This window comes from Peribacillus asahii (genome assembly GCF_004006295.1).
Lineage (GTDB): Bacteria > Bacillota > Bacilli > Bacillales > DSM-1321 > Peribacillus > Peribacillus asahii_A.
Map to the genome: position 1 here is coordinate 1881617 of NZ_CP026095.1, position 15526 is coordinate 1897142.

14 protein-coding genes and 1 pseudogene are annotated in these 15526 nt (G+C 36.0%); 8 read left to right on the forward strand and 7 right to left on the reverse strand.

Annotated features, from left to right (window positions below):
* Positions 1-196: 196 nt before the first annotated feature.
* Positions 197-1828, forward strand: coding sequence for a ribosomal protection-like ABC-F family protein (abc-f, locus tag BAOM_RS09130; RefSeq protein ID WP_127760006.1), 1632 nt, complete (start codon positions 197-199; stop codon positions 1826-1828).
* A 97-nt stretch (positions 1829-1925) separates the two neighbouring features.
* Here abc-f and BAOM_RS09135 read toward each other — a convergent pair whose 3' ends face one another.
* Positions 1926-2429 carry a DinB family protein gene (locus BAOM_RS09135; RefSeq protein WP_127760007.1) on the reverse strand — a complete coding sequence of 168 codons (504 nt, stop codon included), beginning with the start codon at positions 2427-2429 and terminating at the stop codon, positions 1926-1928.
* Between the two features lie 459 nt (positions 2430-2888).
* On the opposite strand from BAOM_RS09135, the gene BAOM_RS09140 reads away from it, so the two are divergent.
* Positions 2889-3173, forward strand: a complete 285-nt coding sequence (locus tag BAOM_RS09140; protein WP_127760008.1) for a hypothetical protein — start codon at positions 2889-2891, stop codon at positions 3171-3173.
* A 326-nt stretch (positions 3174-3499) separates the two neighbouring features.
* On the opposite strand, the gene BAOM_RS09145 is transcribed toward BAOM_RS09140, so the two are convergent.
* The gene (locus tag BAOM_RS09145) at positions 3500-4078 is read right to left on the reverse strand and encodes a hypothetical protein (RefSeq protein WP_127760009.1); all 579 of its coding nucleotides are present in this window, start codon (positions 4076-4078) and stop codon (positions 3500-3502) included.
* A gap of 92 nt (positions 4079-4170) precedes the next feature.
* The gene (locus BAOM_RS09150; RefSeq protein ID WP_127760010.1) at positions 4171-4986 is read right to left on the reverse strand and encodes a helix-turn-helix domain-containing protein; all 816 of its coding nucleotides are present in this window, start codon (positions 4984-4986) and stop codon (positions 4171-4173) included.
* 205 nt (positions 4987-5191) lie between these two features.
* Between BAOM_RS09150 and BAOM_RS09155 the strand changes: the two genes are divergently transcribed.
* Complete coding sequence (locus BAOM_RS09155) at positions 5192-7144, forward strand: primary-amine oxidase (RefSeq protein WP_127760011.1); 1953 nt, start codon at positions 5192-5194, stop codon at positions 7142-7144.
* A 367-nt stretch (positions 7145-7511) separates the two neighbouring features.
* Here the strand turns inward: BAOM_RS09155 and BAOM_RS09165 are convergent, their stop codons facing one another.
* Complete coding sequence (locus BAOM_RS09165; RefSeq protein WP_127760012.1) at positions 7512-7829, reverse strand: hypothetical protein; 318 nt, start codon at positions 7827-7829, stop codon at positions 7512-7514.
* 329 nt (positions 7830-8158) lie between these two features.
* Positions 8159-8902: a uracil-DNA glycosylase family protein gene (locus BAOM_RS09170; RefSeq protein WP_127760013.1), complete on the reverse strand. Its 744-nt coding sequence runs from the start codon at positions 8900-8902 to the stop codon at positions 8159-8161.
* 747 nt (positions 8903-9649) lie between these two features.
* Here BAOM_RS09170 and BAOM_RS09175 point away from each other — a divergent pair.
* On the forward strand, positions 9650-10843 hold the full coding sequence (locus tag BAOM_RS09175; RefSeq protein ID WP_127760014.1) for an NADP-dependent malic enzyme: 1194 nt from the start codon (positions 9650-9652) through the stop codon (positions 10841-10843).
* A 307-nt stretch (positions 10844-11150) separates the two neighbouring features.
* Here BAOM_RS09175 and BAOM_RS09180 read toward each other — a convergent pair.
* A pseudogene (locus BAOM_RS09180) lies at positions 11151-11282 on the reverse strand (YozQ family protein); the annotation flags it as partial.
* Positions 11283-11645: 363 nt separating this feature from the next.
* Between BAOM_RS09180 and BAOM_RS09185 the strand changes: the two are divergent.
* The 4 genes from BAOM_RS09185 (at position 11646) to BAOM_RS09200 (ending at position 14291) form a co-directional block, all read left to right on the forward strand.
* Positions 11646-12122 (forward strand): hypothetical protein, encoded by a 477-nt coding sequence (locus BAOM_RS09185; RefSeq protein WP_127760016.1) that lies wholly within the window; start codon positions 11646-11648, stop codon positions 12120-12122.
* A 377-nt stretch (positions 12123-12499) separates the two neighbouring features.
* A complete protein-coding gene (locus tag BAOM_RS24930) occupies positions 12500-12748 on the forward strand; it encodes a transposase (protein ID WP_252283496.1) in 249 nt (82 codons plus the stop codon).
* A gap of 350 nt (positions 12749-13098) precedes the next feature.
* Positions 13099-13461 carry a group I truncated hemoglobin gene (locus BAOM_RS09195; RefSeq protein WP_127760017.1) on the forward strand — a complete coding sequence of 121 codons (363 nt, stop codon included), beginning with the start codon at positions 13099-13101 and terminating at the stop codon, positions 13459-13461.
* Positions 13462-13664: 203 nt separating this feature from the next.
* The gene (locus BAOM_RS09200) at positions 13665-14291 is read left to right on the forward strand and encodes a metal-dependent hydrolase (RefSeq protein WP_127760018.1); all 627 of its coding nucleotides are present in this window, start codon (positions 13665-13667) and stop codon (positions 14289-14291) included.
* Between the two features lie 52 nt (positions 14292-14343).
* Here BAOM_RS09200 and BAOM_RS09205 read toward each other — a convergent pair whose 3' ends face one another.
* On the reverse strand, positions 14344-15456 hold the full coding sequence (locus BAOM_RS09205; protein WP_127760019.1) for an NAD(P)/FAD-dependent oxidoreductase: 1113 nt from the start codon (positions 15454-15456) through the stop codon (positions 14344-14346).
* Positions 15457-15526: the final 70 nt, after the last annotated feature.

Here is a 15526-nt window from a genome sequence, read left to right on the forward strand (position 1 = left end):
ATTAACTAATCTTATTTTTAAAATTTGAAATCGCATATTTCAAATCATAACAAATAGGATTAGTCTGCCCATTTTCTATAAATTGTAGAGCTATTAATGAAAATAGCTTATTTGATTATGCAAAGGTACGGCTAATCCTTCCAAATGAATGGGGAGGATTTTTTTTATTCTCCCTTTAAAGAGAGGGATAGATTATATGAAAGAACTATTGAAATTATCTAATATTAGCTATACAGTTATGGATCTTAACGTTTTTGAAGATCTAAATGCTAGTGTTCAGCAAGGAGATATCATCGGTGTTATTGGCAAGAATGGTGCAGGTAAATCTACATTATTGCAATTAATTAACGATGACTTAGTGCCGGAACAAGGACATATACAATGGCTGCAACAAGACTTAAAAATGGTTATGGTTGAACAAGAAACCGAGTCGTATTCTTCTGAAGACAAGACTCCTTTTGAAGTTAAATTACTAGAGAAGTGGCATGTACCAACCCATGATTTTTCACAATTGAGCGGTGGAGAAAAACTAAAAGCACGCCTTGCAAAAGGTTTTTCAAAAGATGCAGATGTTTTACTATTAGATGAACCGACGAATCACCTCGATGAGCAAGGTGTAGAAATGCTTAATAGACAAATGAAGAATTATAAAGGTACGATTATTTTTGTTTCGCATGATCGTTATTTTTTAGATGCCGTTGCAACAAAAATATGGTCGATTGAAGGAAAAAAGCTGATTGAACATAAGGGGAATTATTCTAGTTATATGGAGGTTCGTAAACAGAAAAGACTTACCCAGCAGCGTGAATATGAAAAACAGCAAAAGATGGTTGAACGGATTGAAGGACAAATGAATGAACTGACTTCTTGGTCGAAAAAAGCTCATGCACAATCGACGAAAAAGGAAGGAGTTAAAGAATACTATCGCGTAAAAGCAAAGCGTATGGATGCACAAGTCAAATCCAAACAAAAGCGTCTTGAAAAAGAGCTTGAAAAAGCAAAAGCTGAACCTGTTGAGTCAGAATATACGGTACGTTTTTCAATGAAAGCAAACAACAAAGTAGGAAAACGATTTTTAGAAGTTAAGAAGTTAACAAAGTCCTTTGACGGACGAACATTATTTAAAAACGTCAATTTTACGATTCAGCATGGTGAGAAGGTTGCAGTAATAGGTCCAAATGGTAGTGGCAAGACGACATTATTGAAAGTAATTACTGGACAGGAAGCTTTTGCGGGCGATGTATGGATTTCACCATCTGCAAAAGTTGGTTATTTAACGCAAGAAGTGTTTGACTTACCGCTTGAACAAACACCTGAGCAGCTTTTTTTTCAAGAAACATTCGAGGCAAGAGGGAAAGTCCAAACTTTAATGAAGCATTTAGGATTTATGACATCTCATTGGACAGAACCGATTAGGAATATGAGTATGGGTGAGCGTGTAAAGTGTAAGTTGATGGCATATATACTAGAAGAAAAAGATGTGCTTATCTTAGATGAGCCGACGAATCATCTTGACTTACCTTCACGTGAACAACTTGAAGATACGTTAGCGCAGTATAACGGAACACTAATCGTCGTTTCGCATGATCGATATTTTCTCGAAACAACGACAAGCAGCAAACTCGTTATTTCGAATAACAGCATACAAAAGCAATTGAATGAAGTGTCTCCAAAAAGAGATAACCTCGATGAATTGCGTTTAAAGCTTGAAACAGAAAGACAAGAAGTTTTAGGAAAGCTTAGCTTTATGACTCCAAAGGATAAAGCGTACGCAGAACTCGATAAGAAATTTAAAGAGCTTACGAAACAAATAAATAAACTTTTGTAATGATTTACATCTTAAATCTCATCCCAAACAACACTATATTTTGCACAAAAAACGCTTGGAAACAAGCGTTTTCTTTTAGATTTCTTTTAACTTTTTATTAAAGTGGAGGATTTTCGACACCTAAATTTACCCAATCTTCCTTTGGAGGTCCGTAAACCCCGAAAGGTTTTAACCCAGCTTGACGGATAAGAATAGTTAATTGCCCTCGATGATGAACGATGTGTTTGATTAGTCCCATTAAAATCTGAGCATTTGTTTCCTCTCTGCCAAACGCCTTTTGTATTTGGCTCAAAGAGTTATCGGTCCACTGTTGTTCAATAGTTTGAGATGCTTCAGCACTTACCTTTTTAAAGGTTTCCGCAATTTCTTTTGCTGAGGATGGGACATTCTGTGCATTATCAACTTTTTTCATTTCCAATCCGAAATTAGTTAAATAATCTGGAATGTTTGTTGTGAAATGCCAAGCGATTCGCCCTAAAGTTCGTCCTTCTGGATAAACCTGTTGTTTTAAAGAGTCATCTGTCAAACCATCCAAAACCTCTTGAGTTAGCATTGCCTCTCTATTCCATTCTTTAATAAAATCTGAAATTGTTACATACATATGAATTTCCTCCATAATTAATTCAATTGATCTGTTATTTTATAGGTATATTATAAAACGTTTGTTCGTGTTTTTCTAATTACCTTATAACAGATTGTTTTGCATTTGATTTAGCTACAAATTTAACACATCCATTTTATAGCGGACAACAATTATTGTCCTTGTAAAAAACAGTTAATATTATGGTTATTTTCAATGTCAATTCGTTATAAGTGTGGATATAACAATAAAAGACAGCCAAATTGCTATGCAATTTGGCTGCTAATTTATACACTAATTGTACATTTCCTCTCCCTCATCGGAATCCGTTAATCCATTTTTGTATGTTTTTGCTCTTTTGTGAAACAAATTATTTTGATTAAAATTATGTCCCCTATATGTAATTTTAGTGACAATTAGCCTCATATCCAAAAGTAATTTACAATTTATGTTAATATATGGTGGATAGGAGGTTGTTAGATGAAATATATCATGCAAAATATAAACGCATACTCAGGTCAAGTATTAAGAGAAACTGAATTTAAAGATCAAACGAAGATTGACACATTTATTAAGCATTATGAACGACTTGATTCTAAACTTAATCAAGAAATGATGCTTGTTCTAGTTGACAAGGATAGAGAAGCTTGGAATGCAGGTTATTTAGGATATGTAGTTGATAATACTAAAGAAGACGCAGGGATTATTTCGTATAAATTTGTGTTTAAAGTGAAAAAGAGTAATTATAGAGTTAGAATTAAATAGAACAGGATTAAACTTAGCATCCAAATAGGCTGTTATTTTTTATGTACGTAACTGAAATCAAAACTCTATTTTTAATTTTAGTTATCAAAATTTTTTAACAAGGGATAACTCTATATAACCATCTTTACTGGGGTCTTAGACCAAAGGAGATGGAAGCACTAGTGTGCAGAATCTTTGAATTTAGCTAGCGGCGAGCTCTGAAGTTTTATGGGAATAAAACAAGAAAACAACTTTTATTTTTAAGAATAAAGGTTGTTTTCTTTGAATTTCATTACATAGTGAGAAGAGCTTTACTAAGCATTATAGAATGCAGAATTCCAACAATGTTAATGATGATGACTATGTTCCGATGAATCAATTTTATCGGTCGTCCCCTTCGTATCGATGGTTTGCAGAATGGGTAGAAAACAGATTAAACAAACATTTATAAGGAAGAACACATAAAAGGACGCCGGTTTACTTTTTAAAATAGGTTTCTTTTTCTCCAACTGACGATTTGCCAATCCGAGTAGGATTGAAAAAACACTGATAAGAAAAATAAGATCTATGGCGATAATCATAATGTTTACTTCATTTGTCTCCAGCATGACGCCTAGCATCGCTCCCATCATGGCCCCCATTAAACTTGAAGATTGTGCTTCGATAAATCCATTTGTTCCAAACTTTTTTCCTATGAAACTACCAAGGATGCTGCTTAAAACGATTGATAGAATAGTTGTGACCGCAAGTCGATCCGGCATCCAGGTACCAATTACTAAACCGACTGTCAAACTGCTTGTCATTCCGAGAATCATCGGAATGCATTTGACCCATGAGTGATTCTCTTTGCAGTTTGTTAGATAGCTGGAGAACGAAAAATATAGGCTATATCCAATTACCATCAGCAAACTAACTGAAGTAAGCATGTTATACCCTCCTCAAAATGGATTTCAATCGATTTCTTTTTTAGATGGGAATAGCTACTGAAACATATCCTCTTTCGATTGGTGCTTATAATTTAAGAGTGGCTGACTGACTTATATGTATTAATATATTGTTTGGGCGTTAGATTCATATATTTTTTGAAGCCTTTGTAAAAATGAGATTTATCATAGAAACTAAAATCATCGATGACTGTATTTAATAGTTGATTACGGTGAAGCAGTTCTTGAATAGTGTATTGCAATCGAATAATCTGACACAATTGTTTGGGTGAGAAGCCGATATATTCTTCGAATTTCCTTTGTAGGTATCTACTTGAATATCCGGTGTCGGATGCCAATTGATTTATATGGATGATACCATTCGTGGCATAAATACTGTTTAGGCAATATTTGATGAGGTTTTGATCGTAGTTGGTCTCTTGCTGTTTTTGTTGAAAAAAGGAGATAAACCATTTGATTCGTTCTGGAAAACTTTGAAGTCGTACCATGTTTTCGAGTAGAGATGAATCAAATTGTACCATTTCAAATAAAGGGATTTGCTGATGCTGAATCAATTCTTTAATCGAACATGGAAGAGTAAGAAGTGTTTGTTCTGGGAAAAGTCTGACACCGAAATAAACACAATTCGGTTTAAAGTGGTAGAGACAACGATATTCAGGACTGGTAGCAAGGATAGCAAAGGGTTGAGAGGGATTGCAACAAAAAAGTAGGTCTAAACATCCGTCTGGAATAACTGGGAGGTGAGCCGATGTATGTTCACCTGTCGTTAATTGATAAAATAAGATTACTTCATTTTTTAAAAGACCTTTTGGCTGGTTCTCGAGATATAGCTGAGAATTGGACATCATTTCCGGTTGAATTGGATAGAAAGAAAAATCTCTGTCCCCCATTATTTCACTTCCCCCTTTTACATAATTTATTTTAATTTCACAAGGCTTAAGATTATTAAGTTGATTATAGTATAAAAACGAATAGATGGTAGTATGTAGAACTAATTTATCGCATAAAAAGTAAGTTTAGTTCCGATTTTTACAATGAATTCCTAAAAATTTAGAGGTATATTGAGTACACTTACAATGTTAGGAGGAATCGTTTATGCGAGTACATGAAACCATTAGTAGTGCCGTGAAGCATCCGTTGGAACCACTAACAGGTCAAGAAATCAAAAAGGCTGTTGAAATCATACGGACGGAGAAAAATCTAAGTCAATACGTACGATTTGTCACAGTGACACTAAAAGAGCCAGCGAAGGATACTGTACTTAATTATGAAGCTGGAGATACAATTACACGCGAAGCATTTATGATTCTTTTAGATAATAAAACAGAAAAAACATATGAGGCTATTGTTTCTATTACAAAAGGAAAAGTAACATCCTGGGAGTATATCCCAAATGTTCAACCAGGAGTTATGTTAGATGAATTCGAGGAGTGCGAGCAAGTTGTCAAAAATAGCCCTGAGTTTCAGGAAGCTTTATTAAAACGCGGCATTACGGATTCTAATTTAGTTATGGTCGATCCTTGGTCAGCCGGCTATTTTGGCATAAAAGAAAATGAAGGAAAAAGATTGGCCCGCGCAATTTGTTGGGTACGAAAATTTCCAAATGATAATGGGTATGCCTATCCGTTAACGGGGATTGTCGTATTTGTTGATTTAAATAAAATGGAGGTATTAAGAGTAGAAGACCATGGTGTAAGACAGATGCCTCCATTAGATGGTAACTATTCTCCTGAAACATCTGGTAGCATTACACTTCGCACTGATTTAAAACCTCTTGAAATTATTCAACCGGAAGGGCCGAGTTTTGAAATAGATGGCCATCTGATCAAATGGCAAAAATGGAATATTCGATTCGGATTTACACCGAGAGAAGGATTAGTTCTACATACAGTCGGATATGAAGACAAAGGTAAGGTTCGTCCGATTTTGTATCGTGCTGCCTTGTCAGAGATGGTAGTTCCTTATGGTGATGCTAGTTTTGCCCATAATAGTCAAAATGCCTTCGATGCCGGTGAATACGGATTGGGACAATTAGCGAATTCTTTAGAATTAGGATGCGATTGTCTAGGTGAAATTCGTTATTTTGACGCGGTGATGACGGATAGCAGAGGAAATGTACGAACAATTCCCAATGCCATCTGTTTACATGAAGAAGATTACGGTGTGGCATGGAAGCATACCGATTGGCGAACAGAACAAGTGGAGGTGCGCCGCTCACGTCGATTGGTTCTTTCGTTCTTCTGTACGGTCGGTAATTATGATTACGGTTTTTATTGGAGCTTCTATCAAGATGGAACGCTGGAAATGGAAGTGAAATTAACCGGTATGTTGAATACGGGTACATTCGATGATAGCGGTAAGTCTAAATATGGAACAGAGGTTGCCCCAAAATTGAATGCGGTTTATCACCAACATTTCTTTAATTTCCGCTTGGATACGATGCTGGATGGTCCGAAGAATTCTGTAGTGGAAATTAACACGCTTCCAGAAGAAGAGGGACCGAATAATCCGTATAGTAATGCGTTTTATATTGATTCAAAAACATTTAAAACAGAAGAAGAGGCCAAGCGTAATCTAGATATGGCTACTCAACGTACATGGAAAATCATTAATCCGAATTCTTTGAATGCGGTTGGCACACCGGTTGGCTATAAAATTATGCCAGGTGAAAACTGTCTTCCATTTGCAAGTGATAATTCGAGTGTAATGAAACGTGCTGGTTTTCTGAAGAATCAGTTACACGTTACGCCATATGATCCAAATGAGATGTATGCAACAGGAAAATATCCGAACCAACATAAAGGCGGCGATGGCTTACCAAAGTACACGGCAGCAAATCGGAATATTGAAAATGAAGACGTAGTTGTGTGGTATACAATGGGACATCATCATATCACAAGACCAGAAGATTGGCCGGTTATGCCGACAGCGTACATTAATTTTCAATTAAAACCGGTTGGATTCTTCGACCGTAATCCAGCGCTCGATTTACCTCGTCCAAAGCCAAAAACAGCATGCAATTCAAAAAATGGATCAAATTGCCATTGATTCTTAGATAATCAATCTTGAGTGATTCTATATAACAAAATCCTAGTAGGGGAGTTCAACGATGGAATAAAAGGAGCATGTGCTTTTCCTTTTATTCCATCTTCCTCTATGGGTTTAAATGTTTCGAACAAGCCAAACTGATTATCTGTGGAATGAAGGTGATGCATACGCTGAAAAAAGGACAACTTCAACAAAAGGTGAAGTCTGTCCAAAGCGAGATTGAATTCATACATAAATTATTTCAGTATTATCATTTATAGATGAAAGGGATATTGAGATTCTATGTTTCTAATAACACCAGAACGCTAAAAGTATGGACGAATTAAATGACCTTCGTTTTAAGTGAGTACAAGGGGCATCCCTGATATTATTTCTTCTCCACTTTTACTAATCCTTTACCTAAATTATTCTTTTCAAAATAGCATATTACCTCATCATGAACTTGTATTTTATCCTCTGAAAGGATGTTTTTATCAGAAAAACGAATCTCGGTCCCGTCATCACCTTTTCCATAGTATTGATTACCATTAATATTGGTAATCTTGTATTCCACCGTAGTATATTCAGAGGAACCATTGCTTTTAGGATTTGTATTGTTAACAGGAGCAGCTGTATGAGTTCTAACCAATACTAATACTAATAATATTGATGAGAGCATCACGAGGATGATTGCTTTTTTGTACATGTTACTCTACCTCCTTCTATGTATTTTAAAAGATAAAAGAGGAAAGTAAATCCTTCTATTTTCCCTACCTTTAGTCTTTTTAACCAGGAAGACTCCCATCTTCAATCCGTAGCAATGCGATAGTGAGCGAAGTGGAAGGTGGATTGGCTTCTTTTTTGTTGCTGCAAGCATTTTAAATTGGAAAATTTAACAGTGGAAGGTAAAATGTTCAGATAAAAAAGAACTGACATTCTCTTTGACGGTGAAAAGGGGTGAAAGCAGCTTATTTTTCAAAACGGATTCTATAAAGGAAGACCTAAGAAATACATAGATAACAATAGAAGTTCACTTTACAAAAATCCTAACGATTTATGTGTAAAATAATTTTCCATTTGTCTTTTCATATCCTCTTTATTTTCCCGAAATTGTCTGTGCCGATGACCATTACTTCCTGAAGGATGAGGGAATCCCTTTAAAATAGGTTTATTTTTGTAAAAATAGTCGAGAACTTTGCTTACATTCACTCCTAAAGGAATAATAAATGGATTTTCCATTGTCGAGATATCTTTAATAAAATAATTTTTTACATATTCTAATAGCATTTCGGTTTTTAAAATATTGGGCCGTGAACCGTTAAAATTTTGATGATTGAAAAATACAGCATATGGGAGGATGGAAGTATTGTAAACAAGGTGACTGGCTGTACCAAAAAGTTCGCTTGAAGATGAAATGCCGAGATGTCTCGGTAATTCAAGTTCATCTAGCATGGCTGTGAGATTTTTTCTCATTGTTCCCTCAAAACTAGCACTTTTTTTCACCTGATGAAGGAGTTCCTCATCACTTAAATGTCTATTCTCAATAACTGCTGTATAAGCTTTTTTCATCTGGTGGAGTCCAGGTATAATGCCGACTATAACCACTTTGGCATTCTCATTTATGTAATCAAAAGGGGTGTAATAAACCTCTAGTTTTTTCTTTTCATCCCTTTGCAATAAGAAAGTTGAATTTAAAAGGTCATTACCGCATAAGGGCAATTCTAGAGAAAATATTTTTTCTTTAAATAAATGAAATTTTGCTTCAGTAACAATTCCCATTCATTTTCCTCCAATTCTTTTACAAAGATGAACTCATGAGGACGAGATTTTCTAATTTAAACAATGTTGATAACCAAAAGTCATTTAAAGATATGTGTAAATGGATGAAAGAAAGGGTAAGGTAAAAGACCTTACTGTAAATACTGCCCAAGTTATCGATAAAATAAAAAAAGAAGTTACGGATAACAGAACTCAAACTGCCCATACTTGGATTTATTATTCGATGATAAAGATACATATACGTACGTTCGTTATAACGATATTGTTGTTATTCAAAGTTGTGTATTAAGTAAGATAAAATAAACATTTTATTCGAGATATGAGTTAGAAAAGCCAGTATTTACAAGGATTTCAGCAGGATTGTTTTTAAATGGTAAGCGGGAAAACGTATGATAATTTCTAAGGGTCCAATCTTAGACAGAAACTTCGTAAACCCTATTGGGGTCAACGCGGTCTCAAAAGTTTATATCAAAAGTATGAACAACTGCGTCATAATTGAACTGCCGTATACCGAGCGATAAGTAAGGAGAGTGAGAGGTCGAAGACTAATCGCTCACGCTTGCTTTATTTGTATGAATAGTAAAAAATTTAAAAATAAAAATTGACATTTTTTTGAAATTTATTTATATTTTTAAATATAAGGAACTTTATTCACTATTAGTGAAAAGTTGCGCTGCGATTATGACAATAATCAAAAAAGTGAAAAGTAAAATTCACTTTTAAATTAAACATAAGGAGAGGAATTGTATGGGGAATTTACGTGAAGAAGCACTAAAAATGCATAAGGAAAATGGAGGAAAGCTTGGTGTTCATTCAAAAGTTCCCGTACGCAATGCAAAGGATTTAAGCCTCGCGTATTCTCCAGGTGTAGCGGAGCCATGTATAGAAATTTATAAGGATGAAAGCAAAGTGTACGATTATACCATGAAGAAGAATCTTGTTGCAGTTGTTACAAACGGAACAGCCGTACTTGGTCTGGGGAATATCGGTCCAAAGGCTGCTATGCCGGTCATGGAAGGAAAAGCCTTATTATTTAAAGCGTTTGCAGACATAGATGCCTTCCCTATTTGCTTAGATATAACAGATTCCGAAAAGATGGTTGAGGTTGTTAAATTATTGGAACCGACTTTCGGAGGAGTGAACTTAGAAGATATTGCAGCACCACAATGCTTTGAAATTGAGGACAGGCTGCGAAAGGTTTGTGATATTCCAATTTTCCATGATGATCAGCATGGTACAGCGATTGTAACCGCCGCGGGGTTAATTAATGCATTAAAACTCGTTGCCAAAAATATAGAGGATATTCGCGTTGTTATAAATGGTGCTGGTGCTGCCGGAGTTGCAATCGTTAAGCTGCTCCTTCGTATGGGTGTTAAGGATGTCATTTTATGTGATACAAAAGGGATCATTTATAAAGGCCGTCCAATCGGGATGAACCCTTTTAAGGAGGAAATGGCATCTATCACTAATAAAGAACAGAAAAAAGGTACACTTGCAGATGCACTTGTAGGGGCAGATGTGTTTGTTGGAGTATCGGCCGCAGGTGCCGTCACGAAAGAGATGGTACATTCTATGAATCGTGATGCGATTATTTTTGCCATGGCAAATCCGGTGCCAGAAATCATGCCAGAGGAGGCAAAGGAAGCTGGAGCACTCGTAGTAGGGACAGGACGCTCTGACTTTCCCAATCAGGTTAATAATGTACTTGCATTCCCTGGTGTATTTCGTGGTGCTTTGGACGTATCTGCAAAAGAAATCAACGAAGAAATGAAACTTGCAGCCGTTTATGCGATTGCCGGATTAATTACTGATGAAGAGCTTAACCCGGATTATGTGATTCCAGATCCATTTGACCCTAGAGTGGTGGCACATGTAGCAGAAGCCGTGGCTGAGGCTGCAATGGAAACAGGAGTTGCTCAAATCAATAAATTAAGGAGTTAAAGGGCATTTTTGGCGAATAGATTAGTGAAAGGTCATCTACATAATCCAAAATGGGAATGAAATCAACAGCTTGTGAGTAGGTGGGAGTAGTTCTATTAATATTGAAACAGATCAATAAAGATAGTAGTATCTTCAAATGCTTGAAGTACCACAAATCTTATGATTTTATATGGTACTTCGCATTTGAACCTCACTATCATCCGAGCTCTAGAGGGTACTATGGCATTGTAATGGGCTTGTTCATTGGTGAAATCTGTAAAATAAAATGAATGAGTTGATGTACATATCACAAAAATCATTCATTAGGCTATTTAGAAAGCTGGTCCACAGTTCCTTCTGTATAATCATCTCCGACTTGTTCATGTGTAATGGCCAAACCTTGTTCTAGTTGAGACGTTCCGTCGTAATCAGAAGGATCAAAAGTCTTTCCAGCAATCAGTAGATCTTCTTTATTTACTATCCGCTTTTTCTTGTTCATACTTTTCCCACTCCTTTCTATTTTAGTATGCTTGATTTACTTCAGTTTTATAGATATAGACCAGTAATTGAATACATAAGAATCTTCTCGTTGGATACGTTAAAAAGGAAGAGCGCTGTTTGTATTTTCATAATTACTTCGAATGTGACATGCGATCATTTCATACATATCATCTAAAGGGGACTTAAGTTTAAGTACTTCATAACGATAATAAATACCAACTTTAGAAAACAAAGAAAGTCAGCATTCACCGGTACAACGCACCTGCTGTGAAATTCTAAGAAATTGAGGAGAGATGCATGAATAAAACAGGAGGGGCTAAGTATGAAATTTACGATAGAGTATATACCACTGAACAAAATCAAACCTGGTTTATCGCTGAAAATTACGGAGCACATGAAGAAACTTCAGAGATTAATGTGGGACTGCATGTTTAATCTTTTGGTTGTCAAAAAAAATCGAAAGGATGACAGCTACATCATTGTTAGCGGGCAAGATAGATTCGAATCTCTTAAAAAACACACCAAAAATACTTATGCGCCATGTATAGTCGATAAAAGTGATTCCACCGGAATGATATCGTGGTTTTATCGTTTACGGAACAAACAACCCCTAGATGACTTTCCTTTAGTACCAACGAGCTGGTTAATCGTTCGTTCTTTTTTGAAACAAGAGCCTCGTTTTAAAAATCTATCCCGATCCGAACAAATAAGAGTGCTGCGTATAGCGGCACGTTACAAGAAAACTGTGATTTATACCATGAAAACTACAGTGGATGATATTCTGAGAAGTAACGAATAATTCATTCCTCTATAACAAAAACAAAAGCTATAATAAGAATTAAATTTTAGCTACACACATTCCCAAGAGTGATTAAAATACACTTAAAGGGTTCCATTCTATGGATGCTAATTAATAAAATGACAAGATATGACGTGTAAATTTCACACGTTATTTTTTTATTTAATTAGTTTTTTCTATGTAATTAGCATTCGTTCAGGGCAACCTTATTCTTAGTTAACTAACATTAAAAGCCCTTCTCTAATGAGACGGGCTTTTCTATTAATGATTTGCAAAATGCAATTAAATTTGAAAGACAATCATTACTTTCGTTAGTTTATTTTAATTTTCCCAGTTTAGGTAACAAGGGGTGTAAAACAGGTGATTCTCATATTCATGTGATTTCCTATCCATTTATAAGGATTGGATGTTGTTGTCCATCATGTAAAACACCTATTGAAGAAATTAAAAATTACTGCAAAAGATTGTATCAGGACAGACAATTCATAGAGAACAGCCTTCGCTATTCATTCAGTAATGGTTTATTGGAAGGACAAGTCAATCGATTAAAAACAATCAAACGAATGATGTATGGAAGGGCGGGTGTTGCGTTACTGCGTATAAGGATGCTTTTTCAATTTACATAACTATATTAAAAAAGTAATGCAAGAACCAAATGGCTACCTACAGTATCTTTCACCAAAGTTGCGTAAGACCCTAAAAAATGCATTAAACGGCAATTAAGGATATTCATTTTCATGAATAGATTCTCAGCCTCTAGTCGTTTGACATGGAGACTCTACGGATATAATTTCTCGCAAAGGCAAACGAGCCTAGTCATATCCGTCACTCCATGTAAAGCGGTGAATATGCGCTAAACACTGCATACTCTTAAATGCTTTCATTTCTACAAATAAATTTTTCAATATATGGGATAAAAATGAAAGTATTGAGGAAAATACTTCTATACAAATTTCAAAATAGGAGTGTAGAGTTTATGACACAAACATTGTACGAAAAAGTTGGTGGAGAGGAAGCTATTGCAAAGGTTGTGGATTATTTTTACTCTGAATTGGTTTTAAAGGATGAAACCGTTAATGGATTCTTTAAAAATACAGATATGGAAAAACAACAACGTCATCAAACAAAATTTATAAGTTTTGCTTTAGGTGGCCCTAATCAATATTCAGGAAAGTCAATGGCAAAAGCACATGAAGGGATGAATATACAGCCAGTTCATTTTGATGCTATTGCAAAACATCTTCATGACGCTCTTGCACACTATGGAGTTGAAGAAGCTGATATAGATACAGCTTTAACGAAAGTCGCTTCACTTAGAGATGATATACTATATAAATAAAAGTAGAAAGAGCATGTTTTGGAAAAGATTAATCAAAACATGCTCTTTCTATTTGTTTGAAAAAATCTTATGTCAAAGTGACGGAGCGAATCTTCTTTTTTCCAATGTAGAAGAATGTTAGTCGGATGAGTACTTAAAGGTTGAATAAAGGGAACTAATGTTCTATAATAATGAGGGAATCTAAAATTAGGAGAATTAATGAATTGAACGGTACAGCACATATGATAGTAGGTGCGTCAACGGGATTTGCTGTAGCATATGCTATGCAAGCAGATCCGACGACAACCATTATGTTTGTAGGACTTGGGGGAGTAACAGCTTTAATACCGGATATGGATACGGACGGGAAGCTTAGTAATAAGATTACGTTTTCTTATAAGTTTGCCCGAGCGACATTGCAACTAATGGGCGTCCTTATCTTATTATATAGCTTTTTAGAGCATGCTAATGTAATGAGGTGGATTGGGGCGGGACTTGGTGTAGGTGTGATTATTTTAGCTTCTTTCTTAACTCAGAGAATGATGCTTACACTTACGGGAATCGGAGTTGTAGCAGCCGGTATATACATAGAAGAAAATTGGATTTTATTATTAGGTGTTTATATGATTTTAGCTTCTTTTGTTGCGCATCGTAGTTATACCCATTCTATTATTGGGGTTCTTTTTTTTGGAATCATCGCTTATCAATTTGAAGCATCTGTTGGAATTGAGGGGATGTTTCTTACTTGCATGCTCGGTTATATCAGTCATTTAATTACGGATATGAAAGTGTTTCCCTTTAATAAAAGGGGAGTAAGATGGTTTTTACCTTTTTCCAAGAAGGAATTTTAATAACATAATTTAAAAGGCACTATCCATTTTTTCGGATAGTGCTTTTTAAGTTTCACAAGGCCGTGCTCACATCATAAAGACTTAAATCAATTTCGACTTCTAGGCCTAAAGAAAGCTGAGCAAGCTGTTCTCCGATATAGGGGCCCATAGTCAAACCTGATGATCCTAGACCATTGGCCACAATTATACCTTCCCAGCCTGGCAGCGCTCCTATTACAGGAAGAAAGCCTGGTGTGAAGGGGCGAAAGCCGACTCTTGCTTCAAGAAATGTACTATCTGCTAGACCAGGAGCGGTGTGCAGTGCTTTGTTAAATACTTCTTGTAAACCAGCTGCTGTCATTCGATAATCAAATTCTTCTATATTTTCATGGGTAGCCCCGGCTACGATTCGATGATTATCGAATGCAAGAAGATATTGATCACTTGGCGGCATAACGACAGGCCATTCATTTGTGTTTAGGTCAGGTAAGGAAAGGTGAATAATTTGTGCCCGTTGAAAGCTTACTTTAAAGTCTACTCCTAATGGCTGTAATAACTGTTTTGCCCAAGCACCTGCACAGACGATCACTTCATCGCTATGAATAAATGTATCGTTTACTGTTATGCCTGTAATCCGCTTTTCTTCATATTGAAGAACGGCATCTCCATGAATAAGCGTTGCTCCATGCTTCTGCGCGGCGCGTAATAGCGCGGTACAAAGGGCACGGCCATCTACTCTTGCGGCTCCGCTTATATGTACGGACGCATATTCTTCAGCGAGCGGGGGAAATAAGACATTCGTTGCTCCAGTATCAAGCTTTGTAATATTACCAATTTCAGGTGCATCCTCTCTTCGTTTTGTCGCTCGTTCCTCCATTCCTGCTAACTTTTTTTCCTCTGTATGTAAGCTAATCGCACCAACTTGGGCATACCCTGTGTCCGTTTCTCCGTCCAATTCAAGCTCTTTGATTAAATGAGGGTAAAAGCGAGCTCCATTTTTGGCAAGTTGATACCAAGCTTTATTTCTTCTCTGTGAAATCCATGGACAGACAATACCGGCTGCTGCTGCCGTTGCTTGTCCTTGATCTTTTCGGTCTACAATAATTACTTCTACATCTTTTTTTGCCAGTTGATAGGCCGTCGAAGCTCCTAAAATTCCGGCACCAATTATAATGATTTTTTTCATGGTAAACATCCTTTATATTCTTGTTTTACTTAGGAAACACTAATAGCTTGAAACGTATATCTTAATACTA